This window comes from Cellulomonas sp. GTC20042 (genome assembly GCF_055389595.1).
Genome location: NZ_AP043678.1, coordinates 1,123,963 through 1,147,671, shown reverse-complemented (window position 1 = coordinate 1,147,671; position 23,709 = coordinate 1,123,963). Strand labels below are relative to the sequence as shown.

Below are 23,709 nucleotides of genomic sequence, written 5' to 3'. Positions count from 1 at the left end.
TCCCGGCGGCGACGCGGGTGATCGACGGTCGACTACAGTGTTCCGCGTGTCTGCTCCTCTCGACCGCGTGCTGGTCGTCCTGCCGGCCTGGAACGAGCAAGAGGCACTTCCCGGTGTCCTCGCCGAGCTGCGCTCCAGCGTCCCGGAGGCCGACGTCCTCGTCGTCAATGACGGGTCGACCGACCGGACCTCGCAGGTCGCACGAGCGGCCGGGGTGGCGGTCCTCGACCTCCCGATCAACCTCGGTGTCGGTGGCGCGATGCGCGCGGGCTACTCCTACGCCCTGCGGGCGGGTCACCGGGCGGTGATCCAGCTCGACGCCGACGGGCAGCACGACCCGCGCAACATCACAGACCTGCTCGAGGCGATGGATCGCGAGCAGGCGGACATCGTCATCGGCGCACGGTTCGCGGGCACCGGCACCTACCAGGCACGGGGGCCACGCCGATGGGCCATGAAGGGGCTGTCGGCCGTGCTCTCCCGGCTGACCGGCACCCGCCTGACCGACACCACCTCGGGGTTCAAGCTCTGCGGGCCGCGCGCCGTGCGCCTGTTCGCGAGCAACTACCCGGCCGAGTACCTGGGGGACACCATCGAGTCGCTCGTGATCGCGCATCGCGCGGGCCTCAGCGTGCGGCAGGTGGGCGTGTCCATGCGCCCGCGGGCGGGCGGCGAGCCCTCGCACAGCCCGCTGCGAGCAGCCATCTTCCTCATGCGTGCCGGGCTGGCGCTGGCCGTGGCGCTGACTCGTCCCGGCACTCCGGTCCCCGGGGAGGCGGTCCGATGAGCGGCTACGGCTTCGCGCTCGGCCTGTCTGCCGTCACGCTGGTCTTCATCCTCTGGCTGTTGCGGTCACGTCGCCTGCGGGAGAAGTACGCGGCGATCTGGATCGTCCTCTCCCTGGCGATCGTGGTGCTCGGCGCGTTCCCCAGCCTGGTCGTCACGCTCGCCGGGTTCGTCGGCGTCGACACCCCGTCCAATCTGCTGTTCGCGACCTCGCTGGTCGTGCTGCTGTTCGTGTGCGTGCAGCTCAGCACGGAGCTGTCCGGCCTGGAGGAGGAGACCCGCACGCTCGCCGAGGAGCACGCGCTGCTGGCCCGCCGGGTCGACGTGCTGGAAGCGGCCCTCGTCGCCCGAGACGACGCGCCCTCCCCCGAGGTGCCCGGCACCGTGCCCGAGGATCCGGCCACCGGGCGCTGACCGGTGCGCACCGGACGCGCACGAGCCGACACCTAGGGGACCGCGACCTGGCGGCAGCCGAGCGAGGTGTTCCCCCCAGCCCCCGTGTTGGAGATGGTCACGCACACCTGGTGCGTGCCCCGGCCGGCGACGGCGACCTCGGTGAACCCGAAGGAGCTGCCGTACGCCGGGTAGGCGTTCCCGACGTCGCTCCGGCTCGTGGAGGCCCGCAGGTAGTGCCCGACGCCGTCCACCTCGACCCAGACGTAGGGCGAGGTCGTGGTGTCGGGATCGATGGCCCAGCCGGTGATCCGCACACCGCCCTGCACGCCCTGCGCGACCTCCCAGTTGCCGAAGGGCGAGCCTCCGGGGACCGTCACCGTGCGGCAGCCGAAGGAGGTGTTCGAGCCGTGGGCGACGTTCACGCCGGTCACGCAGACCGTGTGCGTGCCCGCGGCGGCGGCGACGGTGGTCGAGAAGCCGTGCGCGTTGCCGTACGCCGGGTAGACGCGGCCGACGTCGGAACGGGTGCCGGCGGCGCGCACCGGTCCTCCGCTGCCGTCCACGTCGACCCACACGTAGCCCGACGCGGTCGTGTCGGGGTCGATCGCCCAGCCGGCGACCTTGATGCCGCCCGGCACGCCCTCGCCGACCTCCCAGTTGCCGGTCGGCGACCCGCCGGGGACGGTGACGGAACGGCACCCGAGCGACGTCGTGCTGCCCGAGGGCGTGTCGACCGCGAGGACGCACACCTGCCGGGCACCCGGTGCCGCGGTGAACGAGACGGCATAGCCGTGCGCGGACCCGAACCCGGGCAGCGCCGCCGCGACGTCGGAGCGAGCCCCGTCGGCCGTCGCTGACGCCACCACGGTGCCGTCCACGGTCACCCGGACACCCAGCGAGGTCTGCGGCGCGTCGCTGTCGGCCGTCCACCCGGACACGGTCACGACCGGCCCCGCCTCCCCGGCGCCCGGGGCCGCCGACGCCGAGTCGAAGGAGCCGAACGGTGGTGTGCCCACGGTCGAGACGGTGATCGTCCGGCAGCCGAGCTCGGTGTCCGAGCCGACGCCGACGTTCACCAGCGTGACGCAGGCGGTGCTGCCCGACCCCGGGACCACCGCGTCGAACCCGTGCGCCGCCCCGGCGCTGGGGTAGACCGCCGCCACGTCGTTGCGGGTGGTGCTCGCCTGGACGGTGGTGACCGTCCCGCCCACGTTCACACGGACGTCGATGGACGCACCGGTGTCCGGGTCGATCGCCCAGCCCTTGACGCGGACGCCGCCGGAGGCGGTCTCGGCCACCTCGAAGTTGCCGAAGGGCTGGTTGACCGACGTCGGGATCCACCAGCTCGACAGCAGCCCGAACGCCGGGGTCGCGACGGTGACCGTGCCGGTCGAGCACTGGAGCTCCGCCGAGGTGATCCGGCCGCCGAGGTCGCCGTTGCCGTCCCGGTTGAGCACCATGCGCTGCAACGTGCCGCCCGAGGGGCAGGACTGCTGGACGCGGGCGACGGTGAGCGTGTCCGTCCACCGGGTCCGGGTGTCACCCGGTGCCGTGCCCGTGTAGGGGTCGGCCTTGGCGACCAGGTACGGCCGGCTGCCGGCCTTGGTGTAGCCGCCGTTCGTGGACGAGAACTGCGTGAACGCGGGCCCCCCGCCGTAGTAGCGGGCGATCCGGGCGGTCGCGCTGATCGCGGTGTCGGTGGTGGCCCGGGTGACGGTGGTGACGGTGCCGCCGGACGTCCGGGACGCGAGCCCACCGTAGACCTGGCACGCGGTGGTGTCGCACAGGTCGGCGGTCCCGGTCGTCGAGCGGACCGCGAGGGCGTACGAGCGGGCGGCGATCGCCTGCGCGCGCAGCGCCGCCGGGTCCCAGGAGGACGAGACCTCCTGGGGGACGACGCCACGCAGGTACTGCTCCATCGGCACGTGGTTGACCACCTCGAGGGCGGCGGTGCCGGTCGCGTTCAGCCGGACCGAGCCGGAGTAGAGCCGCCCGGCGCCTGAGGAGTCGAGCGCCCAGATCTCGCTCGCCTGGGCACCGGACACCTGCATCGGACCCGCGAACGCCGACGATCCGGCGATCTGCACCGCCGCTCCCCCGACGGTGGCCTGGAACAGCCCGCCGGACCGCGTGACGACGACCTGCCCGCCCGCGGCGAGCGTCGTGGCCGCGCCGGTCGACAGGTCGGTGAGCACCAGGGAGCCGCTGGACGGCGCGATCCGGGCGGACGCGCCGGCCAGGCTGAGCAGCCGGACCCGCAGCGGGTAGTCCTGACCGATGTCGAAGTCGGTGGTGCCCGGGTAGTAGAAGTCGAGGATCGCCGCGGTGCTCACGCCCTGGAGGGCCGCACCCTGGGCACCCCACTGCGACATGCCGATCCCGTGGCCCCAGCCGCGACCGGCCACGGTCCACGAGCTGCTCGCGGGGATGTCCAGCACGTCGGCCGCACCCGCGGGCGGTGCCAGGACCAGTCCCGTGAAGGCGGTGATCACTGCTGCCAGCGCCGCGGTCAGCCGGCGTCGACCTCGATCCTGCACGTCCATCCCCTCGTCCGACTGCTGGTGCGCCCCCGCGTCCGCCGCACGGTATCCGGCGCAGCGTTCGACGGAGGACCGGCTCGCCGGGCGCCCCGCGATCGGTATGCTCGCGGCCAGGCCGCAATGACGCGGCCGTCGGCGGCAGCGGAGCAAGGGGGCTCTGTCATGACCAGACGACTGCGGGTGAGAGCGACCACCCTCGTGACGGCAGGAGCACTCCTGCTGGGCGGTGCACCAGCCGCCACGGCCGAGGCACCGCGGACGGAGGTCGCCTCGACCTCGGTCCGGGCCGCGACCGATCCGCCGGGCAGCCCGTTCGGCGCGCTGGACGGCGTCCAGGGCGGCACGGGCCAGGTGCGGGTCACGGGCTGGGCGTTCGACCCGGACGGCTCGGTCATCGTGCAGCTCTACGTCGACGGGGTGTACAAGGCGATGGGCCTGACCTCGATCGCCCGGCCGGACGTCCCCGGCGTCCACCCGGAGGTCGGTCCGACCAGCGGGTACCAGCTGGACGCGGCCGCCGCACCGGGCCGGCACCGTGTCTGCGTCTACGCGGCGAACGTCGGACCCGGCGCCAGCACGACTCTGGGCTGCCGCGACGTCGTCGTGCCGTCCTCCGACCCGTTCGGGCAGCTGGACTCGATCACCGTGCACACGGACGGGACCGTCACCGCCTCGGGGTGGGCGGTCGACCCGGACGAGCAGACGACGCCGCTCATCGTGCAGATGTTCGTCGACGGCCGGTTCGCGGCGATGGCGAGCGCGGCGGAGAACCGGCCCGACCTCGCGGTGCTCGGCGCGGCGGGCACGCAGCACGGGTACACGCTCAACGGCCGGATGGAGAGCGGGACGCACACCGTGTGCATCTACGCGGTCAACGTCGGCCCCGGGTCGAGCACCGCGCTCGGCTGCCGGACCATGGCGCCCAGCGGCCGCGACCCCATCGGGCACATCGACTCGGTCCGGGCCGCCGGCACCACGGTGGTGGTCACCGGGTGGGCCATGGACCAGGACGTGCCCGACCCGGTGATCGTGCAGGTGTACGTCGACGGGCGGTACGCCGGGATGGCCCGGTCCGACATCCTGCGCACCGAGCCGTCACCCTTCTTCCGTGCGTGGGGCCCCTACCGGGGGTTCGACCTGCGTCCGACGGTCAGGCCGGGCACCCGAACCGTCTGCGTGTACGCGGTGAACATCGGCCCGGGGTCGAGCACACAGCTCGGCTGCGTCCGGGTCCAGGTCTGACGCACGGCACTCTGCACCGGCCGGTCGCCCGATCGTCGGACCACGGCGCGGTCTGCCCTCGGAGCGATCCGCTGCGCGGTTATGCTCCGGGCGGCCGGTCGGACCGGTCTCCGCACGGCAGCGCCGGCGGGTGTGACCCGGCGGGGGCCGGAGCAGAGGGGCTGTCGTGAAGAGAAGAGCCGGGCATCTGGTGGTGCCTGTGGTCGCCGCGCTGCTGCTGATGTCGGCGGTGCCCGCCGGTGCCGCAGCAGATCCGGGATCCGCCGAGCCGGCGGCCACCGCGGAGCCGTCGCCGAGCGCCACGGAGCCGGCCGCACCGGCGTCGGGCGAGGAGACGACGGGGGTGCCGCAGGAGACCGGCGAGGAGCCGGCGGCCTCCCCCGCGCCGAGCGCCACCCCAGAGGGCACCACGGCACCGGACGACGGCTCGACCGTCGCCGAGGAGCCGGCGGTCGCCGACGGCACCGCGTCCTACGGCGGGGTGACCGTGACCGTCCCCGACGGGTGGCGCGTCGTCGACCTGGTCGCCGACCCGACCGCGTGCGTCCGGCACGACATCGCGACGGTCTATCTCGGCCCGGCGGGCGACTCCCCGAGCTGCCCGGCCACTGTCTTCGGATCCGCCCCGACCGTCCACCTCGGTGACGTCGCCGCGTCCGCGCTCCCCGGGCAGGTGGATCTGACCGCGGGCGAGCCGCTCGTCCTCACCTCGGCGCAGCTCACCTCCGGCGAGGTCGTGACCCGGGTGACAGGGACCTCCGTGCTGGTGACCGCGACGCTGGCCGACCAGGCCGACGTGGTCGCCGCGGTCCTCTCGGGGCTCCAGGCCACGCCCGCCGCGTCCCGGGCGCGCGTCGCGACGACCGCCGCGGCGGCTGCCCTCCCGGCCCCGCTGGACCGGTCGTTCACCTGGGGCAACGGCGAGGGCTTCGACGCCTGCACCGCCCCGGCGCTCAGCACCATGAACGCCTGGCGCTCCGCATCCCCGTACCGCACGGTCGGCGTCTACATCGGCGGGTCCGCGCGGGGCTGCGCCCAGCCGAACCTCACCTCGGACTACCTGCGTTCGCTCGCGACGACCGGGTGGAGCGCACTGCCGATCTACGTCGGCCGCCAGGCGTCCTGCAGCTCCTTCAGCAGCAAGATCACACCGGGCGCCGAGGCCCAGCAGGCGACCGAGGCCGCCCAGGACGCCGTCGCCCGTGCGCAGGCGCTCGGGCTCGGTGCCGGCTCGGACATCTACTACGACATGGAGAGCTACCCGACCGGCGGCCTGTGCTCCGCCTCGGTGCTCACCTACCTGTCGGTCTGGACGCAGACGCTGCACGCCTACGGCTACAGCTCCGGCGTCTACTCGAGCGTGTCCACAGGCATCCGCGACCTCGCGCAGTCCGTCGGGCAGCCCGGTTTCACCCCGCCGGACAAGATCTGGATCGCCCGGTGGACCGGCACCGCGTCCATCTACGGCCACACCCCCTACGTCGCCGACAACATGTGGACCCCGTACGCCCGGGTGCACCAGTACCGCGGCGGCCACGTCGAGACCTGGGGCGGGGCGTCGATCAACATCGACAGCAACCGCGTCGACACCGACCCGCGGGCCGGCAGCCCGCGGGGTCAGCTCGACCAGGTGACGACCAGCAACCAGAAGATCACGGTCGCGGGCTGGACGTTCGATCCCGACCAGTCCGGCCCGATCATCGTGCAGGTCTACGTGGACGGCCAGTACGCCGCGATGGGCTGGGCGTCCTCGTCCCGCCCCGACGTGGCGAGCGCCTACCCGGCCGCCGGCCCCGACCACGGCTACACGATCTCCGCCGCGGCGGGACCCGGGGCGCACCAGGTGTGCGTCTATGCCGTGAACGTCGGCCCCGGGAACCCGACGACGCTCGGGTGCACGACCGCGGTGGTGCCGTCCTCCGACCCGTTCGGCCGGATCGACGCGCTGGCCACCTCCTCCGGCACGGTGACCGCCTCGGGCTGGACGATCGACCCGGACACCAGCGCCTCGCTGATCGTGCAGGTCTACGTCGACGGCCAGTACTCCGCGATGGGGCGCGCCTCGGTCTCCCGACCTGATGTGGCTGCGGCCTACCCCTCCGCGGGAGCGGCGCACGGCTACCGCGTGCCCGCCGCCGCCTCGCCGGGCAACCACACCGTCTGCGTGTACGCGGTCAACGAGGGACCCGGCGCGAGCACGCTGCTCGGTTGCGGCTGGGTGACGGTGCCCTCGGGCGACCCGATCGGGCAGGTCGACTCGATGCGAGCCGCGGGCGGGAACGTCGTCGTGAGCGGATGGACCCTGGACCCGGACAGCACCGAGTCCCTGATCGTCCAGCTCTACGTGGACGGGCAGATCCGTGCGATGGCCCGCGCCGACCAGTCGCGGCCCGACGTCGCGGCGGCCTACCCCGGCTACAGCGCAGCACGCGGTTTCGCCATGTCGGCCGCGGTCACGCGAGGTGAGCACCGGGCGTGCGTCTACGCCGTCAACGTCGGCCCCGGCACCAGCCGCGAGCTCGGGTGCTCCTGGCTCGACGTGCGCTGAGCGTGCGCCGGGGGACGCGACAGCCGTCCCCCGGCGCACGAGCGGCTCAGCGGCTCCAGCAGGTCCAGGGGCCGACCGCGAGCCCTGGCTCGAAGCCGACGGCCGCGCAGGCCACGTCGACGTCCAGGTCGTCCAGCGCCTCCAGCGCGTCGTCCAGCCGTGCAGGCTCACGCTGCGGGCCGGTACCGTCGGCGATCTCCTGGAGCAGCACCCGCTGCTCGGTGCGCGCCCCCGGGATCTCGTCCAACGAGCGCACGTAGTCCATCCGGGTCCCGACCGGTTGGATCGTCGAGGTGAGCACGCCGGTCATCATCGCCACCCAGTTCGCCGCGAGGTGCCGCCCCTCGGGCTGCTGCTCGACGATCCACCCGCGGCGAGGTCGGCCTGGTCGCGGACCTTCCACGTGCCGGGCCGGCCCAGGTGCGCCGAGTTCTCGGCGGACCACAGCGGCTGCCCCGCGACCAGGAGCACCGCGAGGGCACCCGCGGTCACGGGAGCCACCGGGAGCAGCACCCCCCGCACCGGCAGGCTCGCGAGCAGCCCGACCACCGCCGGGACCGGCACGATCCAGGCGAGCCGGAAGGCGATCGCGTCACCGCCCATCAGCGTCGTCAGCACCGGGTAGGCCGGCGGGAGAGCCACTGCGTCGCGCGCCGGCTCGCCCCGAGCCTCAGCAGGGCGAGCCGACGTACTACCCGCGTCGCCGTCCGGCGGACTCCCGCCTCGACGCCGACAGGTCGATCGCGGAGCAGTTCGACCTGCTCCGCGTGTCCGACCCCGAGCGCTCCCGGGCATTCGTGGAGGTGCGCGGTCGTCGGTTCGCGGTCACGTTGCGACCCCTCGACGACGACCGCGCCCCCACTGTTCCTGAGGCGGGTCAGCGGCCCGCCAGGACCTCCGCCGCCGCGGTGGCCCAGCGCTGCTCCCAGTCGCCGATCGGCTCGACGCCCACGGCCCGCAGCGCGTCGTGCCCGAGCACCGAGAACGCCGGGCGCTGGGCGGGTCGCACGAAGCCCTCCGAGGTGGTGGGGCTGACGATCTGCGGGTCGAGACCGGCGGCCGCCACGACCTCGCGGGCGAAGCCGTACCAGGAGGTCCGGCCCGAGGAGGTCGCGTGGTAGGTGCCGGAGGGCGCCTGCGCGACGACCAGCCGGACGGCGAGGTCGGCGACGTCACGCGTCCAGGTCGGCTGCCCGACCTGGTCCTCGACCACGTCCAGCGCGCCGCGCTCGGCGGCGACGCGGGCGATCGTCTTCGGGAAGCAGCCGCCGCCGGCGCCGTAGAGCCAGGCGGTCCGCAGGATCACGTGGTCGGCGGCCTCGGCCCGCACCGCCCACTCGCCTGCCAGCTTGGTGCGCCCGTAGGCGGACCGCGGCGCGGCGAAGCCGTCCTCGGCGTAGGGCTCCTTCGCGTGCCCGTCGAACACGTAGTCCGTGGAGACGTGCACCAGGCGCGCCCCGTGCGCCGCGGCGGCGCGGGCCAGCGACTGCGGCCCGACCGCGTTCACCGTGAAGGCGTCGCCCTCCCGGGTCTCCGCGTCGTCCACCGCGGTCCACGCGGCGCAGTTCGCGACGACGTCGAACCCGGCGACCCCGGCGAGCACCGCGGCGCCGTCGGTGATGTCCAGCTCGTCGCGATCGACCGCGACCGCCTCGTGCCCCTCGGCGCGCACCCGCGCGACCAGGTCCTGGCCCAGCATCCCGTGGGCCCCCGTGACCAACCAGCGCACCGCATCCTCTTCTCGCCTCGACGTCCGATCTCCGGGTCAGGGTAGTCGGCCCGGCTAGGCTGAGGGCGCCGCACCGCCCGTGCGCACCGATCGAAGGAGAACAACCGTGCAGTACCGCGAGCTCGCCGTCCCTGGGGCCTGGGAGATCACCCCGAAGCAGTTCGGCGACCCGCGCGGGGTCTTCCTCGAGTGGTTCAAGGACGCGCCCTTCGCCGAGGCCGCCGGGCACTCGCTGGACCTGAAGCAGGCCAACCTCTCGGTCTCGGCCGCGGGGGTCGTGCGCGGGATCCACTTCGCCGACGTCCCCCCGGGGCAGGCCAAGTACGTGACCTGCGCCCGTGGCGCGGTCCTCGACGTGGTGGTCGACATCCGGGTCGGCTCGCCGACCTTCGGCACCTGGGACTCGGTGCTCCTCGACGACCAGGACCGTCGCGCGATCTACCTGGCGGAGGGCCTCGGCCACGCCTTCATGTCGCTCGAGGACGACTCCACGGTGCTGTACCTGTGCTCCACGGGCTACGCGCCCGGCCGCGAGCACGGCATCCACCCGCTCGACCCGACGATCGGCATCGACTGGCCGACCACGGCGCGGGACGGCAGCCCGCTCGAGCCGCTGCTGTCGGAGAAGGACACCGCCGCGCCGACCCTGGAGCAGGCGCAGGCCGACGGGCTGCTGCCCCGGGCGTCCGAGGTCGAGGCCTTCCTGGCGAGCCTGCGTGCCTGAGCCGACGACCGACCGTGTCGTCGCGGTCGTCGTCACCCACCGGCCCGACCTGACCGCGACGTCGGTGCTGCTGCGCGCGCTCGCCCCGCAGGTCACCCGGCTCGTGGTGGTGGACAACGGCAGCGGGCCGGACGTCGTCGCGTCGCTGCGCGCCGAGACCGACGCACTCGACGGCGAGCTGCTGGACCTGCCGGAGAACGTCGGCATCGCGGCGGCGCAGAACCTCGGCATCGAGCGGGCGCGCGCGCTCGACGCCGGGTACGTGCTGCTGTCCGACCAGGACTCGGCGCCCGCCCCCGACATGGTGCGGCGGCTGGCTGACGGCATCGCGCGGGCGCGGGCCGAGCACGGGCGGGTCGCGGCGGTCGGCCCGGTCACCGTGGACGACCGCAACCCCGGAGCCGCCCTGCTGTTCTCCGACCGGCGGTGGGGCCCTCGCCGGGCCGTCGTGCCGGCCGTGGACGGCGCCCTGGTGCCGGCGACCTTCCTGATCGCCTCCGGCTGCCTGGTCGACCTGGCGGCGCTGGACGAGATCGGCGAGATGAACGCCGACTGGTTCATCGACCACATCGACCTCGAGTGGGGGCTGCGAGCCCGTCGCGCGGGCTACGGCCTGTTCGGCGTGGTCGGCGCACGGCTGGAGCACTCCCTGGGCGACCGGGTGCAGCGGATCCCCGGTCGCGAGCGGGACGTGCACATCCACTCCCCCGTCCGGAACTACTACATGGCCCGGAACACGGTGCTGCTGGTGCGCTCGGGGCTGCTCCCGGCCGCCTGGCGCGTCGGCTACCTGGCCTGGATCACCAAGTACAGCGGTTTCTACGTCCTGGCCGTCGCCCCGCGGCTCCGGCGTGCGGGCCTGCTGCTGCGCGGGCTCGCCGACGGGTTCCGCGGACGCACCGGGGCGCTGCGGGAGGGTCTGTGACCGGGACGACGGGCGCCGCGGCGCCCCTGACCGCCGACGTGCTCATGCTCGCGTTCGGCGCCGAGCCGTACCTGCACGAGGCGGTGGCGGCGGTGCTGGGCTCCGCGGACGTGGACGTGCGGATCGTGCTGATCGACAACGGCTGCACGACCGACGCGGTCGCCACGCTCCCGCCGGACGACCGGGTGCGGGTGATCGTGCCGGGCGAGAACCTCGGCTTCACCGGTGGCATGAACGCCGCGGCGGCAGCCACCTCCGGCCGGCCCCTCGTGCTCGTCAACTCGGACGCCGTGGTGGCCCCGGACGCGATCGCTGTGCTGCTCCGGACGCTCGCGGCGGACCCGCACGTCGGTGTCGCGGGCGGGCTGGTCCGGCTCGCCTCGGACCCCGACCTGGTGAACTCGGCGGGCAACCCGCTGCACGTCCTGGGCCTGTGCTGGGCCGGCGGGCTGGAGGAGCCGGTGTCCGCGCACGCCGAGGGGCGCGAGGTCGCCTCGGCGAGCGGTGCCTTCGTCGCGGTCGACCGCGCGCTGTGGGACGAGCTCGGCGGGTTCCCCACGGAGTTCTTCGCCTACATGGAGGACCTCGAGCTGTCCTGGCGCACCTGGCAGCACGGTCGCTCGGTGCGCTACGTGCCCGAGGCGAGCGCGGTGCACCACTTCGAGTTCAGCCGGTCGCCGCTCAAGATGTACCTGCTGGAGCGCAACCGCCTGCTGTTCGTGCTCACCACCTACCAGACGCGCACGCTGCTGCTGCTCGCCGTGCCGCTGCTCGGCTTCGAGCTCGCGATGGCGCTGGTGGCGGGGGCGCAGGGCTGGGGCCGGCAGAAGCTCCGCGGCTGGGGCTGGGTGCTGCGCCACCCCGGTGCGGTGGCCCGGCGGCGCCGGCTGGTGCAGTCCTCCCGGACCGTGCCCGACCGCGACCTGGCGCACCTGATGACCGACACCTTCGACTCCGCCCAGATGCCGCTGCCCGCCGCCGCCGCACCGGCGCAGGGGCTGCTCCGGCTGTGGTGGCGTGCCTCGCGGAGAGCGCTGTGACCGCCGCCCGCGGCGGCGGGGTGGCCGCCGTCGTCACGGCGTTCCGCCCGGACGCACGCCTGGCCGAGGTCGTGCGGTCCGCGGTCGGGCAGACCGCGCTGGTCGTCGTGGTGGACAACACCCCGGACGGCGAGCCCGGCGCCGAGGGTGTCGCCGAGATCGGTGACACCGTGCGCCTGCTGCGTCCGGGCCGGAACCTCGGCCTGGCCGGGGCCCTCAACCTCGGGGCCGCAGAGGCCGGCGAGGTCGACGCCCTGCTGCTCCTGGACCAGGACTCGGCGCTGCCGGCCGGTGCGGTCGACGCCCTGACCGCCCGGCTCGACGCCGACCCGCAGATCGGGGTCACCGGCCCGCTCCCCTGGGACGCCGCCGCGGACCGGCCGCTGGACCCGCGTGCCGCGCACCGGCCCGAGCTGGCCGACCTGCCGGTGATCATCACCTCCGGCATGCTCGTGCGGGCCGCCGCGCTCGCCGACGCCGGGCCGTTCCGTGAGGACTTCTTCGTCGACTGCGTGGACCAGGACTTCTGCCTGCGGGTGCGCCGGGCGGGCTGGCGCGTGGTCCAGGACGCCCGGGTGCGCCTGCCGCACTCGCTGGGCGACACCCGGTGGCGGGGCGTCGGTCCGCTGCGCCTGCGCTCGACGAGCCACCCGACGTGGCGGCTGTACTGGACGGCCCGCAACGGCACGGTGCTGGCCCGGGAGAACCTGCGCCGCGAGCCCGGGTGGGTCGCGACCTCGCTGGCCCTCCAGGCCTACGTCGCGCTGACCGTGCTGCTGTTCGAGCCGCCCCGGCTCCGCCGGCTCGCCACCCTGGCGCGCGGCGCCCGCGACGGCTGGTCCGGCCGGACCGACGAGCGGATGCGTCCGGGGTCCGCGCGGTGAGCGCGACCGTCCCCGAGCAGCCCGAGGTGCCCGCCGCCGATCCCACGTACCGCCGCGACGCGGTGCTGGTCGCGGTGGCCCGCATGGCGCCGCTCGGCGTCCAGCTGCTCGCCACGCCCCTGGTCCTCGACCGGCTGGGCGACGGCGCGTACGCGGCCTGGGCGCTGATGATGACCACCATCAACCTGCTGCTCACCGCTGACCTCGGTGTCGTAGGCATCATGCAGCGCTACCACGGCGTCGCCCGGGGCCGTTCGGACCCCGCGTTCGGCGGACGGATCACCTCGTCCGTCCTGCTGGTGCTCGGCGCGCTGCTCGTGGTGGTCGTCGCCGCCGGCCCGTGGATCTCCCGCGCCGTGCTCGCCGTGGTCGACGTGCCCGCTGCGGTGCACGACGACGCCGCGCTGCTGTTCCGGCACGCCGGCACGATCGCGGTGCTCCAGCTCGGCGCGCTGGCCCTGAGCTCCTACCTGGCCGCGCACGGACGCTTCGTGGCGGTGTTCGCGCAGTCGCTGGTGGCACGGGGCGTGCTCGCGGCCGGGATCGGCTGGGCGCTGCTCACCGACCAGGGCCTGCCCGGTCTGCTGCTGGCCTCCTTCGCCGACACCGGCGTCGCGCTGGTGCTCGGCGCCGTGCAGTGCCGACGACACCTGCTGCACGAGGTCCGCCGTCCCACCGACCGCGCGGAGACCCGGGACCTGTGGGCCTACGCCTGGCGCAACCAGCTGTCGGCGCTCGGCTTCGTCGCCCAGCGCGAGCTCGACGTGATCCTCGCCGGCATCCTGCTCACCACCAGCGCGCTCGCCAGCGTCTCGGCGGCCGCCCCGCTGACGGCGGCCGCCTGCCTGGCGCCGACGGTGCTGCTCACCCCGGTGTTCACCTCGCTGAGCGTGCAGGCGGGCCGCGACCCGGCGGGGCTGCCGGCCGCCGGTGCCCGGGCCGAGCGCGGATGGCTGCGCCTGGTGCTCCCGTTCGCCGCACTGGCCCTCGGCGTGCTGCCCTTCGCTGCCGCGCAGTGGCTCGGTCCGCAGGTCTCCGGGATCGTGCCGCTCACCGCCGTGCTCGCCGCGGGCTTCGTGGTGTCGCTGGCGGGCAACGCCCGCGCGGTGCTGGTGCGCGCGGCCGGGCGCCCGGGGATCGAGACCCGCTCCTACGTGGTGTACGCCCTGGTCAAGGTGGTTGCGGGCGTGGCGCTCGCGCTTGTCGGCGGGATGATCGGTCTGGCCGCCTCGGGCCTGCTGGCCGCTTCCGCCGCGCTCGCGGTGCTGCTGCGCGGGTCGCGCGGGCTCACCGCACCGGGTGCCGGCCCGGGCCTGCGACCGCTGCTCGGCGCTCTCGTGCTCGCCGCGGCGACCGCGGCGGCCTCCTGGGGCGTCACCCGGGTCGTCGACGGGCGCTGGACGACCCTGGCATGCCTGGTGGTCGTCGCCCTGCTCGGCGCCGCCGTCGCGCTGCTGCCCGTGCTGCGGTCCCGGCGTGCGGGCCACGATCTCGGACAGGCTCCCGTCTGAGCGGACCTCTCCTCGACACCGCGGCTCGGAAGCACAGGGACTGATCGGCCCGTGCATGGCAGCAGGCACCGCGGTCTCCCGCGGTGCCTGCTCGCTCAGCCGCGCCGCAACTGACGGGCGATGCCGTCTGCGACCCGGACGACCGGGTTGCGGCGCATCCGCCGGATCTCGTCGTGGGCGGCACCTACCGCCCGCTGCGCCGCGAGCAGCGCCGCCTCCGCGTCCGCAGCAGCCTTGCGCGCATCCCGCAGCTGATCACCCGTCATGAACAGCTGGTCGCGCGCGTGCACGGCATCCTGCTCCGCGCGTGCAGCGGTGACCCAGAGCGGGTCCGCACGGCGCCCCTCGGCCGGCTCCACCAGCTGGCGGCGCAGCTGCGCCTCCACGGTCTCCCGCGTCCGCTCCGCCGCGTCGCTGCCGGGCTCGCCGCCACCGACCCGCGCCTGGAGCGCCGCCTCGAGGGCCACGGCCTCGTCCACCTGGTCACGGTCGGCGGTCAACCCGGCCGCCGCCGCGAGACGCACGACGAGCGCGACGGCGTCCTGGCACCCCCATCGTCCTGCCGGCGCCGCGGCGACGAGGTCCCGGGCGAGGAGCAGCGATCCGCGCAGGACCACCTGGTCCAGGGTGAGATCGGCCGCCCGCCACTCGTCGTCGATCAGCCGTGCGCCGTCGGCGTCCAGGTGGACGTTGCCCGGCTGCACGTCGAACGGCACCTCGGGTGCGGCGGCGACGGCACGCTCGCGCAGCATGCCAGCCCACTGCGCCACCAGGGCATCGAGCTCGTCGGGCCCGGCGAGCAGCCGCTCGACCAGCGACGTGCCGGCCGTCCACGGCTCGCTGTACCCGAGGACGCGCAGGCCGTCGGACTCGCCCGCACCCAACGGCTCACTGGTGACGGTGACGTCCCCGTCGGCCGCGGTGACCGTCTTGCGGACCTGGAACGCCCGCCGACGGTGCAGCGAGAAGTAGCGGGCCAGCCGGTCCTGCGGCCACAGCGGGGAGGCGTCGCCGCCCGTGCCCGCGATCAGCAGGAACGAGTTCGAGAACTCGGCGCCCACACCCGCCTCGACCAGCTCGCGCCACAGGTCGCCCTCGTCGAGCAGCACCGGGCGCGGGGTGGTCCAGTCGGGGCTCGGGAACGAGGGCAGCTGCGAGGCCAGCGCGGGCGCCTCGTCGAACAGCCGCTCGGAGAGCACCGCACGCGTCAGCTTGTAGTCCGGGAACGCGCCGAGCACTTCGGTGTCGTCGAAGCCGGCGGTCCGCGCGAGCCCGGCCAGGCGACGACGGGAGAACGTCCGGGCGGGGCCGTCCTCGGGGTAGCCCTCGACCGAGTGGAACACCTGGTTGGAGTGATCCTCCGGTGCACCGGCCAGGTACTTCACGCCGAGCTCGTTCTCGATCGCCAGCACGAGCCGACCTCCCGGGCGCAGCGTGCGGCGCAGCGCCTCGAGGAACTCGACGTAGGGGCGCTCGTCACGCCCGCCGCCACCGACGTACTCCAGGACGCCCACCACGACCACCAGGTCGTACGTGGGCTCCGCAGGCAGGTCGGCGACCTCGGCGTTGTGCACCGTGACGCCCGGCAGCTCGGCTGTGCGACGCGCGGCGACGCGGGCGCGCTCGAACGTGGGCTCCAGCGCGTCGACCACGGCGCAGGTCTCACCGAGGTAGCGGGTGATCGCGCCGCACCCGGCGCCGATCTCGAGCACCACGGCGTCGGCCGGCAGGTCGAGCGCACGGATCACGTTCGCCCGTGACGGCGACAGGTGGTAGCGCTGCGGCCAGTCGGTGGCCGTCGCGTACAGCTCGTCGCTCAGCGAGTCGAGCGGCAGCCCGGTGCCCATCCGGTCGTACAGCAGGCCCTCGGATCCGTCGAGCCACGGCGTCTGCGCGGCCCGCACGACCCGGACCCCGTCGACGACGTCGGCAGGAAGGGCGCGCAGCGGGGTCAGGGTCTCGGTCACGGGATCTCGCAATCGCTGGTCGGGGCACGGTCGATCAGGGCCACGTCACCCCCGCACGACGTCGCGCACCGCGCCAAGATACCCGTTGCCGTGCCTCACCGTGGGCTCCAGGACGGCGCCCTCGGCCCACTCGTTCCACGCGTTGCAGAAGACCAGGCGCTGCTCGGGGGTCCGGTGCTCCACGGCCCGTGCCGTGGCCGCCAGCCAGCGGCGGAAGGTGTAGGGGTTGGAGCCGTGCCACACGTCGGCACCCCACTGGCGCCGCGCCGTGTTGTCGAAGTTCACCATCACGGCGGGATAGGTCCCCGGCTCGAGCCGCTCGAGACGCTTCTCAGCGTCCCGCACCAGCGACCCGTAGCTGAGGAGGTTGCCGCGGAACTCCGCGTCCGCGCCCAGGTCGCCGTAGTCGATCCAGTCCCACTTCGCGTTGTGCGGGGGGAACCAGTGCGTCCCGTCCAGGCCGACGGTCGCCGCCGCGCGGTCCAGCCCGTCGAACTCCTTGGCGACGTCCACGTTGACCAGCAGGAGCTCGCCGACCCCCTCCTCGCGGGCGCGCCGGCGCCAGTGCTCCAGCACCGCGGGGAAGTCCGGGATCTGCGAGATCCGGTAGACCGAGATGACCTTGCGCCCGTCGACGGTGAGGTACCGGGGATCGCGCAGGAAGTCCATCACGTCCTCGATGAACTCGGTCGCCGGGACCTCGTCGTAGTCCTGCCCGATCAGCAGGTCGGACTGGCGGCCGTCCCAGCGCCGGGTCCAGTTCTCGTTCGCCCACATCAGGCAGAACGTCTTGGGCGTGGTACCGGCTGCGAGCTTCTCGATCGGCATCGACATCAGCCGCTTGCCCGCGAACCAGTAGTAGTAGTACATGAAGCCCTCGATGCCGAAGGCCGTCGCGAGGTCCTGCTGGGCGTCCCGGACCGAGTCGAGGCGAAGATCGTAGAAGCCGAGGTCGGACGGGAGCAGCGGCTGCTCGTGACCCGGGTAGATCGGGTGGGCCGCGGTGACGTTCTGCCACTCGGTGAACCCGGTTCCCCACCACCGGTCGTTCTCGGGGAACGGGTGGAACTGCGGCAGGTAGAACGGCACGAGCCGCACCCGGCAGGGAGCGGGCTGCGTCCAGGAGTACCGTGCGACGCCGTCGGCCCCGCCGTGCGCGGAGGAACGGTCGGAGAGGCGCAGCCCGGCCTCCTTCGACAGGATCCCGACCAGCCGCTCCACGGCGTGCGCCGTGGTGCCGTCGATCTGACCGGCCTCCTCGGCGAAGTCGTCAGCGGTGAGCGCGAGCGACCGCAGGCCCTGGAGGACGAAGCCACGGACCCAGTACATCGAACCGCCGGGGAACCACAGGCCGTCGTGGTCCAGCGGCAGGCCGAGCCGGTCGAGCAGGTCGCGGACGATCTCCTCGTCACCGCCCCAGTGCTCAGGGCCGTGCAGGCTGCCATCAGCGGTGACCAGGCCCAGGTCCGGGTCTGCGGCGAAGGATCCGAGGATCTCCTCGACGTTCTCCCGCGAGCCGAGCAGCGCGGTCAGGAAGGCGTCCTTCCACTCCTGGCCGGTGCCGGCCAGGTCCTCGCGGGTGTCACGCCAGGCGCTCCGCTTGGTGTGGATCTTGAGCACCAGGTCGTACGGGTCGAGCAGCCCGGCGTTGACCACCCCCACCGTCGGCAGGATGTCCCGCCCGTGGTTGGGGACGTCCAGCACGGCCACGTGGCGCACCGCCGGCGGCAGCGAGGCCCCGAGGTCCAGGGTGGTGCCCGAGGAGTTGGTGACCAGCAGGTCGACCTCGACGGGCAGGTGCGCGAGCTGGGCGACCAGTTCGGGGACGAGGTCCGGGAAGTGCACGTGCATGAGCACTGCGACCCGGCTCGGCTCGACGAACGGCAGCGCGGGGTTCACGCGCCAGGCGTCCGGGAACGCTCCGGTGCGGCGTCCTCGCTGCCGGCGCTGCCAGGAGGCCATGCTCGTCGGGGCACCGGTGTCGGGCCGCCGGGGACGGGTCCCCGCGATCCGGATGCCGACGGCGATCCGGAGACGCTTGATCCGTCCGACGAGCCCGGCCCGCGTGATCTCCTTGCCGGTCAACCGGCGCACCGTCCCCCGGACCACCCGACCTGCCGTCACTCGGACCGCGGACACGGACCCCTCTGCGCTGCTCACCGTCGGTTCATCCTTCGTGCTGGTGTCGGGGACGGGCTGTGCTGGTGCGGCGAACCTCGCCGCCGGACCGGATGCCTCGCCAAGGTGGATCGCCTGGAACCGTGGAGGCTGGTAGCCGCCACCGCGGATCTGGGCGTACTGCTCGTGCCAGAGCTGGTGCTTGGCCCCGGGTGCGGTGGACGCACCTCCGTGCACCTGGTGGAACGACCCCTCGCCCACGAGCACGAGGACCGCCACCTCGGGCAGACCGACGAACCGTGTGAAGAGGTCGAGGCTGACCAGCCCACCGCCCGGCAGGTCGAAGCGCTCGTCGAGCCCGCCGACCTCCTCCCAGAGCGCGCGGTGCGCGACGAGGAAGCAGGACTCGTTCAGCGGGCCGGTGAACCCTTCGGGGTTGGCCCCCGCCAACGCCGAGACGTCGAACAACCGGTAGCCGTCGCCCGGCCACGCGACCCGCGCGAGCAGCGCGTCCTCGGCAGCGGGGCCGTACCCCTTCGCCACCGAGATCGACTGGTGCTCTGCGCCGAGGTGGAAGGCGATGGGGGTCGCGACCGCGCGCGGCCGCTCGCGCAGCGAGTCGACGGCCGCAGCGATCACTCCGGGCGTCACCATGCGGGCCCCGTCGAGCACCAGGGCCACGAGCGCGCCCCGTGCGGCGGCGATCCCGAGGTTCGCCGCGCGGGCCGGCGACGGCGGGGCCGGATCGACCGTGACGAGCCGGAACGACCCGTCCAGACCGTCGAAGACCGTCTCGCTCACCCGGGGTTCGGAGCCGTTGTCGACCACGACCACCTCGTAGTCGATGGCGTCGACGTCACGCTGGTACGCACGCGACAGCGAGATCAGGGTGCGGGGAAGCTCACGCTGCATCTGGTGCGCGACCACGACGACCGAGAGCAACGGGGCGGGGGTCGGGACCGACGTCAGCTCTGCCACGCGTCGACCTCCTCCTGGAAGAGGTCCCGCACCACCGACGCCACCTCATGGCCGTCGTGCACGAGGGTCGGGACCCGGAGCAGCTCCCGCTTGACGAACGGGAACCCACCCTCCAGAAGGCCCCGCCAGCCGGCGAGCGTGGGGTTGTCGCCGCTGCTCGCGACGCTCTGCGCGGGGAAAGCCGCGTCGATCGTGTAGCCCTCACGTCGGAGGAGCCGCGCGAGCCCGAGCTCCCCGCGGTGGATCACCATCTGCTTGTCGTCGTAGTGCCGGACATCCGCCCAGAAGTGCGCGAGCGGTCGGTCGGCGAGCACGCCGCCGCGGAAGCCCAGGAAGTAGCTCTGCACGTGACGGACGAACTGCTCGGTCTCGGTCATCCCCCACACGTCGGTACGCGCCTCGTCGAGCCGACTGAGCAGCGGACCGATCGAGGCGAACGGACCCACCAGGCTGTCGTTCGTCAGGACCACGGTCTCCTGGCGGACGATCTCGGGGAACCGGGCGAGGCCGACCGACCACGAGCCGAAGTCGTAGCCGTGGTTGGACTTGCGCAGGACCGTGACCCCGCTCAGGTCGGTGGCGCCCCACTCCAGGGCGGACACGGCCGGCGAGGACGACACGACGACGACGTGGAACCCGCCCTCCCGCAGCTCGCCGACCAGGCGGGAGAAGGAACGAGTCACCCGGGCGTCCGTCGAGAAGTGCGCCACCATCGCGGTCCGGGCCGCGTCCCGCGGATCCCCGTGCGCGTGCTCGACATGGCTCGTCGCCATCGCACGTGCTCGCGGGTAGCGTCGCAACGTCACCCGCGCCACCTGGTGAGAGCGGCCCGGAACCGTCGCAGAGGCCACGTCGCACGCCAGGACACGGACCGTCGCATCGCCTCGATCTGCCCCCAGGCGGCATCGCGCTGGCCGGTGACCACCACCAGCTCGTGACGCAGTCGCTCCAGCTCGGCGCCGGCGGGGTCGCGCTCCTCGGTCACGGCGTCGTCCTCGTCGAGGCGACGACGGGCGCGCCCAGCACCGCAGGCGCCGACCAGCGACCTTTGAGCCGCACGGCACCGCCCTCCGGCTCACCGCTCTTGGCACGAACGGCGAGCTCGAACGCCTTGTCGCGATGGTCGTAGACGTGGCCCCGGCTGCGCACTGCGACCGACACCCGCCAGTTGCCGGCCAGGAACGGGAGCTCGTCGAAGGTGTAGTCGATGGTCCCCGCACCGGGCTCGAGATCGACGGCGACGCCCTGGAGGCGCGTGTTCGACCCTGCGATCGCCAGGCCGTTCTCGTGCACGAACCCGAGCGAGAAGAGGATCTCGGGCACCGCGCTCGTCGCACGCCAGTGGAGCCGCAGCGTGAGCGGGTCCCCCGGGACGATCAGCTGCGCGGGACGCCCGTCGGCGTCGAGGATCTCCAGGTCCGTGACCCGCACCTCACCGGAACCGGTCCGCGTCGCACCCGCCACCTCGTCATCGGGCTCTTCGCCCCCGCGCGCCTCGGCCTCGCGCTCGTTGACCTCGGCGAGGTACTGGTCGATCACCTCGGGAGCCGAGCCGATCGCGCGGACGTCGCCGTGGTCCAGCCACACGGCGGAGTCGCAGAGCTCGGCCGCCAGCCCCATCGAGTGCGTGACCAGCACGATCGTCGTGCCCTGGCTGCGCAGCCGGAACAGGTGGTCGAAGCACTTGCGCTGGAACTCCTCGTCACCGACCGCGATGATCTCGTCGACGATGAGGATCTCCGGCTCGAGCGTCACCGCGATGGCGAAACCGAGCCGCACGTACATGCCGGAGGAGTAGATCTTCACCGGGGAGTCGATGAACTCCCCGATCCCGGCGAACTCGATGATGTCGTCGATCGACGCCTCGATCTGCTTGCGGCTCATGCCGAGGATCGACCCGTTGAGGTAGATGTTCTCCCGGCCGGTGAGCTCGCCGTGGAACCCCGCGCCGAGCTCCAGCAACGCGGAGACGCGCCCGTCCACGAGCACAGCACCGCTGGTGGGGCGGTAGACGCCGGCGAGCACCTTGAGCAGGGTCGACTTGCCCGAGCCGTTGTGCCCGATCAGGCCGACGGTGGTGCCCCGCGGGACCTCGAAGGAGACGTCCTTGAGCGCGCGGAAGCGCCCGTCGGTGTGCTCCCGCCCGCGGACCACGCGCTCCTTGATGGAGTTGCGGCGCTCGGTGTGCAGCTTGAAGGACTTGGACAGGTTCTCGACCCGGATCGCGGGCCCGTCGGCGTGCACGCTCACAGCTCCTCCCCCAGGTCGCCGCCGCGTCGGCGGCTGACCAGCATCGCCAGGCCCAGGGCCGCGGCCGTCCAGATCGACAGCGCGATCCAGGCCGACGCCGGCCCCGTCTCCAGGCCGTAGGTGACCGAACGCACCAGCTCGACGAACAGGCTGAGCGGGTTCCACTCGATGATCGCCCGCATCGGGACGCCGTGGTACTCGACCGGGACGAAGTCGAGCGTGTAGATGATCGGGGTCGCGTAGAACAGCAGCTGGAGCGCGACCGACACCAGGTGCGCGAGGTCGCGCACGTAGACGTTGAGGATCGCGAGCGCGGTGGCCACCGAGGCGCTGAACACGACGAGCAGCCCGACGACGAGCGGGAGCAGCAGCCAGGTCCACCCGACGCTGCCGAGCACCAGGAGCACCGCGAGGTACAGGCCGAGCTCGATCAGGCTCTGCACGCCCTGGGCCACCGTCGACCCGAGCACCGGGGCGTAGGCCGGGAAGTAGATCTTCTTGAGGAGCGCGCCGGTGCCGATCAGACCGCCGATCCCCCCGTTCACGCTGGACGAGAAGAACGTCCACACCGTGAGGCCCGCGAACAGCCAGACCACGAAGATGCCCTCACGACCGTTGCCCATGTCGGGCGCCGTGCCGCGGAACACGATGGAGAAGACGATCGTGTAGATGCCGAGCGTCGCCAGCGGCACGACCAGGGACCACGCCCAGCCGAGCGCGGACGCCTTGAACTTCGACTTCAAGTCCCGCTGGGCGAAGTTCCAGATCAGGTTCCACTGTCGCCAGAGGGGCGCCGTCTGGCGGACCTCCCGCACGCGGACCGTGTCGACCTGCGTCACACCGACGCTCCTGCTCCTCGATGGGTGGCTCCACGATCCGGCCACGCCGGGGGGCCCTGCAACACCGTGTCCCCGCGCAGGCCATCGCGTCGGATCTCACGGGGGCGACCCGCTTCGGGCCAACCGGACATCAGACCTTAGCAGCGGTCCCTGGTCCTCTAGACTCAGGCGCTCTCACACTCGACGGAGGTCTCCTCGTGCGCATGCTCGTCACCGGCGGAGCCGGTTTCATCGGTTCCAACTTCGTCCACCAGGTCGTGCGCGAGCACCCCGAGGTGCAGGTCACGGTCCTCGACTCGCTGACCTACGCGGGCGACGAGAAGAGCCTGGCCCCCGTGTGGGACCGGATCACCTTCGCCAAGGGCTCGATCACCGACAACGACATCGTGGACGACCTGGTCAAGGAGTCGGACGTCGTCGTCCACTTCGCCGCCGAGTCGCACAACGACAACTCGCTGCACGACCCGTGGCCCTTCGTGCACACCAACGTGATCGGCACGTACACGCTGCTCGAGGCGGTGCGCCGCCACGACGTGCGCTACCACCACATCTCCACCGACGAGGTCTACGGCGACCTCGAGCTGGACGACCCGGCGAAGTTCACGCCGGACACCCCGTACAACCCGTCGAGCCCGTACTCCTCGACCAAGGCCTCCTCCGACCTCCTGGTCCGCGCCTGGGCGCGCTCCTTCGGCGTCAAGGCGACCATCTCGAACTGCTCGAACAACTACGGGCCCTACCAGCACGTCGAGAAGTTCATCCCGCGCCAGATCACCAACGTGATCGACGGCGTGCGCCCGAAGCTCTACGGCACCGGCGAGAACGTCCGCGACTGGATCCACGTCGAGGACCACAACTCCGCGGTCTGGGACATCATCACCAAGGGCCGCCTCGGCGAGACCTACCTGATCGGTGCCGACGGCGAGGAGAACAACAAGACCGTCGTCGAGCTGATCCTCGAGCTGATGGGCCAGCCGTCCGACGCCTACGACCTGGTGAGCGACCGCCCGGGCCACGACCTGCGCTACGCGATCGACTCCACCAAGCTGCGCGAGGAGCTCGGCTGGACGCCGCGCTACACCACCTTCCGCGACGGCCTGGCCGCCACGGTCGACTGGTACGTCACGAACGAGGCGTGGTGGCGCGGCCAGAAGGACGCCACCGAGGCGAAGTACACCCAGCTCGGTCGCTGACCCGGCCGGTCTCGCACCCGGTCACGGTCCGCCTCGCCA

The 23,709-nt window shown here is 73.2% G+C and carries 20 protein-coding genes; 10 read left to right on the top strand and 10 right to left on the bottom strand.

All coding sequences use genetic code 11. The annotated features are described in order from the left end of the window. The first annotated feature begins 46 nt into the window (after positions 1-46). Both ACZ5HG_RS05365 and ACZ5HG_RS05360 read left to right on the top strand, forming a co-directional pair. The gene (locus tag ACZ5HG_RS05365) at positions 47-787 is read left to right on the top strand and encodes a glycosyltransferase family 2 protein (protein WP_464180877.1); all 741 of its coding nucleotides are present in this window, start codon (positions 47-49) and stop codon (positions 785-787) included. Next, entirely contained in the window at positions 784-1,200 is a 417-nt protein-coding gene (locus tag ACZ5HG_RS05360) for a DUF2304 domain-containing protein (RefSeq protein WP_464180876.1), read from the top strand. Before ACZ5HG_RS05365 ends, ACZ5HG_RS05360 begins: the two co-directional genes overlap by 4 nt. Before the next feature lie 32 nt (positions 1,201-1,232). On the opposite strand, the gene ACZ5HG_RS05355 is transcribed toward ACZ5HG_RS05360, so the two are convergent. Continuing rightward, complete coding sequence (locus ACZ5HG_RS05355; protein ID WP_464180875.1) at positions 1,233-3,725, bottom strand: SpoIID/LytB domain-containing protein; 2,493 nt, start codon at positions 3,723-3,725, stop codon at positions 1,233-1,235. Between the two features lie 177 nt (positions 3,726-3,902). Here ACZ5HG_RS05355 and ACZ5HG_RS05350 point away from each other — a divergent pair, with 177 nt between their 5' ends. Continuing rightward, positions 3,903-4,964 (top strand): hypothetical protein, encoded by a 1,062-nt coding sequence (locus ACZ5HG_RS05350; RefSeq protein WP_464180873.1) that lies wholly within the window; start codon positions 3,903-3,905, stop codon positions 4,962-4,964. Positions 4,965-5,130: 166 nt separating this feature from the next. Continuing rightward, a complete protein-coding gene (locus ACZ5HG_RS05345) occupies positions 5,131-7,512 on the top strand; it encodes a glycoside hydrolase domain-containing protein (RefSeq protein ID WP_464180871.1) in 2,382 nt (793 codons plus the stop codon). 46 nt (positions 7,513-7,558) lie between these two features. On the opposite strand, the gene ACZ5HG_RS05340 is transcribed toward ACZ5HG_RS05345, so the two are convergent. The 3 genes from ACZ5HG_RS05340 to rfbD all read right to left on the bottom strand — a co-directional run bounded on the left by ACZ5HG_RS05340 (position 7,559) and on the right by rfbD (position 9,241). Continuing rightward, positions 7,559-7,822 (bottom strand): hypothetical protein, encoded by a 264-nt coding sequence (locus ACZ5HG_RS05340; RefSeq protein ID WP_464180870.1) that lies wholly within the window; start codon positions 7,820-7,822, stop codon positions 7,559-7,561. Continuing rightward, entirely contained in the window at positions 7,822-8,154 is a 333-nt protein-coding gene (locus tag ACZ5HG_RS05335) for a hypothetical protein (protein WP_464180869.1), read from the bottom strand. The genes ACZ5HG_RS05340 and ACZ5HG_RS05335 overlap by 1 nt, the downstream gene beginning before the upstream one ends. A gap of 235 nt (positions 8,155-8,389) precedes the next feature. Then, the gene (gene rfbD, locus ACZ5HG_RS05330) at positions 8,390-9,241 is read right to left on the bottom strand and encodes a dTDP-4-dehydrorhamnose reductase (RefSeq protein ID WP_464180868.1); all 852 of its coding nucleotides are present in this window, start codon (positions 9,239-9,241) and stop codon (positions 8,390-8,392) included. A gap of 106 nt (positions 9,242-9,347) precedes the next feature. Here rfbD and rfbC point away from each other — a divergent pair, with 106 nt between their 5' ends. From rfbC to ACZ5HG_RS05305, 5 genes are read left to right on the top strand one after another with little or no spacing between them, the layout of a single operon-like run. Then, a complete protein-coding gene (gene rfbC / locus ACZ5HG_RS05325) occupies positions 9,348-9,965 on the top strand; it encodes a dTDP-4-dehydrorhamnose 3,5-epimerase (RefSeq protein WP_464180867.1) in 618 nt (205 codons plus the stop codon). Continuing rightward, positions 9,958-10,890, top strand: coding sequence for a glycosyltransferase family 2 protein (locus ACZ5HG_RS05320; protein WP_464180866.1), 933 nt, complete (start codon positions 9,958-9,960; stop codon positions 10,888-10,890). The genes rfbC and ACZ5HG_RS05320 overlap by 8 nt, the downstream gene beginning before the upstream one ends. Continuing rightward, entirely contained in the window at positions 10,887-11,930 is a 1,044-nt protein-coding gene (locus ACZ5HG_RS05315) for a glycosyltransferase family 2 protein (RefSeq protein WP_464180865.1), read from the top strand. Before ACZ5HG_RS05320 ends, ACZ5HG_RS05315 begins: the two co-directional genes overlap by 4 nt. Further along, complete coding sequence (locus ACZ5HG_RS05310) at positions 11,927-12,814, top strand: glycosyltransferase (RefSeq protein WP_464180864.1); 888 nt, start codon at positions 11,927-11,929, stop codon at positions 12,812-12,814. The genes ACZ5HG_RS05315 and ACZ5HG_RS05310 overlap by 4 nt, the downstream gene beginning before the upstream one ends. Then, on the top strand, positions 12,811-14,325 hold the full coding sequence (locus tag ACZ5HG_RS05305; RefSeq protein ID WP_464180863.1) for a lipopolysaccharide biosynthesis protein: 1,515 nt from the start codon (positions 12,811-12,813) through the stop codon (positions 14,323-14,325). Before ACZ5HG_RS05310 ends, ACZ5HG_RS05305 begins: the two co-directional genes overlap by 4 nt. A 95-nt stretch (positions 14,326-14,420) precedes the next feature. Here ACZ5HG_RS05305 and ACZ5HG_RS05300 read toward each other — a convergent pair whose 3' ends face one another. From ACZ5HG_RS05300 to ACZ5HG_RS05275, 6 genes are read right to left on the bottom strand one after another with little or no spacing between them, the layout of a single operon-like run. Beyond that, on the bottom strand, positions 14,421-16,292 hold the full coding sequence (locus ACZ5HG_RS05300) for a methyltransferase (protein ID WP_464180862.1): 1,872 nt from the start codon (positions 16,290-16,292) through the stop codon (positions 14,421-14,423). Positions 16,293-16,337: 45 nt separating this feature from the next. Next, positions 16,338-19,388 carry a glycoside hydrolase family 99-like domain-containing protein gene (locus tag ACZ5HG_RS05295; RefSeq protein ID WP_464180861.1) on the bottom strand — a complete coding sequence of 1,017 codons (3,051 nt, stop codon included), beginning with the start codon at positions 19,386-19,388 and terminating at the stop codon, positions 16,338-16,340. Next, positions 19,376-20,161, bottom strand: coding sequence for a rhamnan synthesis F family protein (locus ACZ5HG_RS05290; RefSeq protein WP_464180860.1), 786 nt, complete (start codon positions 20,159-20,161; stop codon positions 19,376-19,378). The genes ACZ5HG_RS05295 and ACZ5HG_RS05290 overlap by 13 nt, the downstream gene beginning before the upstream one ends. Before the next feature lie 29 nt (positions 20,162-20,190). Then, positions 20,191-20,373 (bottom strand): hypothetical protein, encoded by a 183-nt coding sequence (locus ACZ5HG_RS05285; protein ID WP_464180859.1) that lies wholly within the window; start codon positions 20,371-20,373, stop codon positions 20,191-20,193. Then, the gene (locus ACZ5HG_RS05280) at positions 20,370-21,638 is read right to left on the bottom strand and encodes an ABC transporter ATP-binding protein (RefSeq protein WP_464180858.1); all 1,269 of its coding nucleotides are present in this window, start codon (positions 21,636-21,638) and stop codon (positions 20,370-20,372) included. Before ACZ5HG_RS05280 ends, ACZ5HG_RS05285 begins: the two co-directional genes overlap by 4 nt. Further along, positions 21,635-22,477 (bottom strand): ABC transporter permease, encoded by an 843-nt coding sequence (locus ACZ5HG_RS05275; RefSeq protein WP_464180857.1) that lies wholly within the window; start codon positions 22,475-22,477, stop codon positions 21,635-21,637. The genes ACZ5HG_RS05280 and ACZ5HG_RS05275 overlap by 4 nt, the downstream gene beginning before the upstream one ends. 197 nt (positions 22,478-22,674) lie before the next feature. Here ACZ5HG_RS05275 and rfbB point away from each other — a divergent pair, with 197 nt between their 5' ends. Next, positions 22,675-23,670, top strand: coding sequence for a dTDP-glucose 4,6-dehydratase (gene rfbB, locus ACZ5HG_RS05270; RefSeq protein WP_464180856.1), 996 nt, complete (start codon positions 22,675-22,677; stop codon positions 23,668-23,670). Positions 23,671-23,709 lie beyond the last annotated feature (39 nt).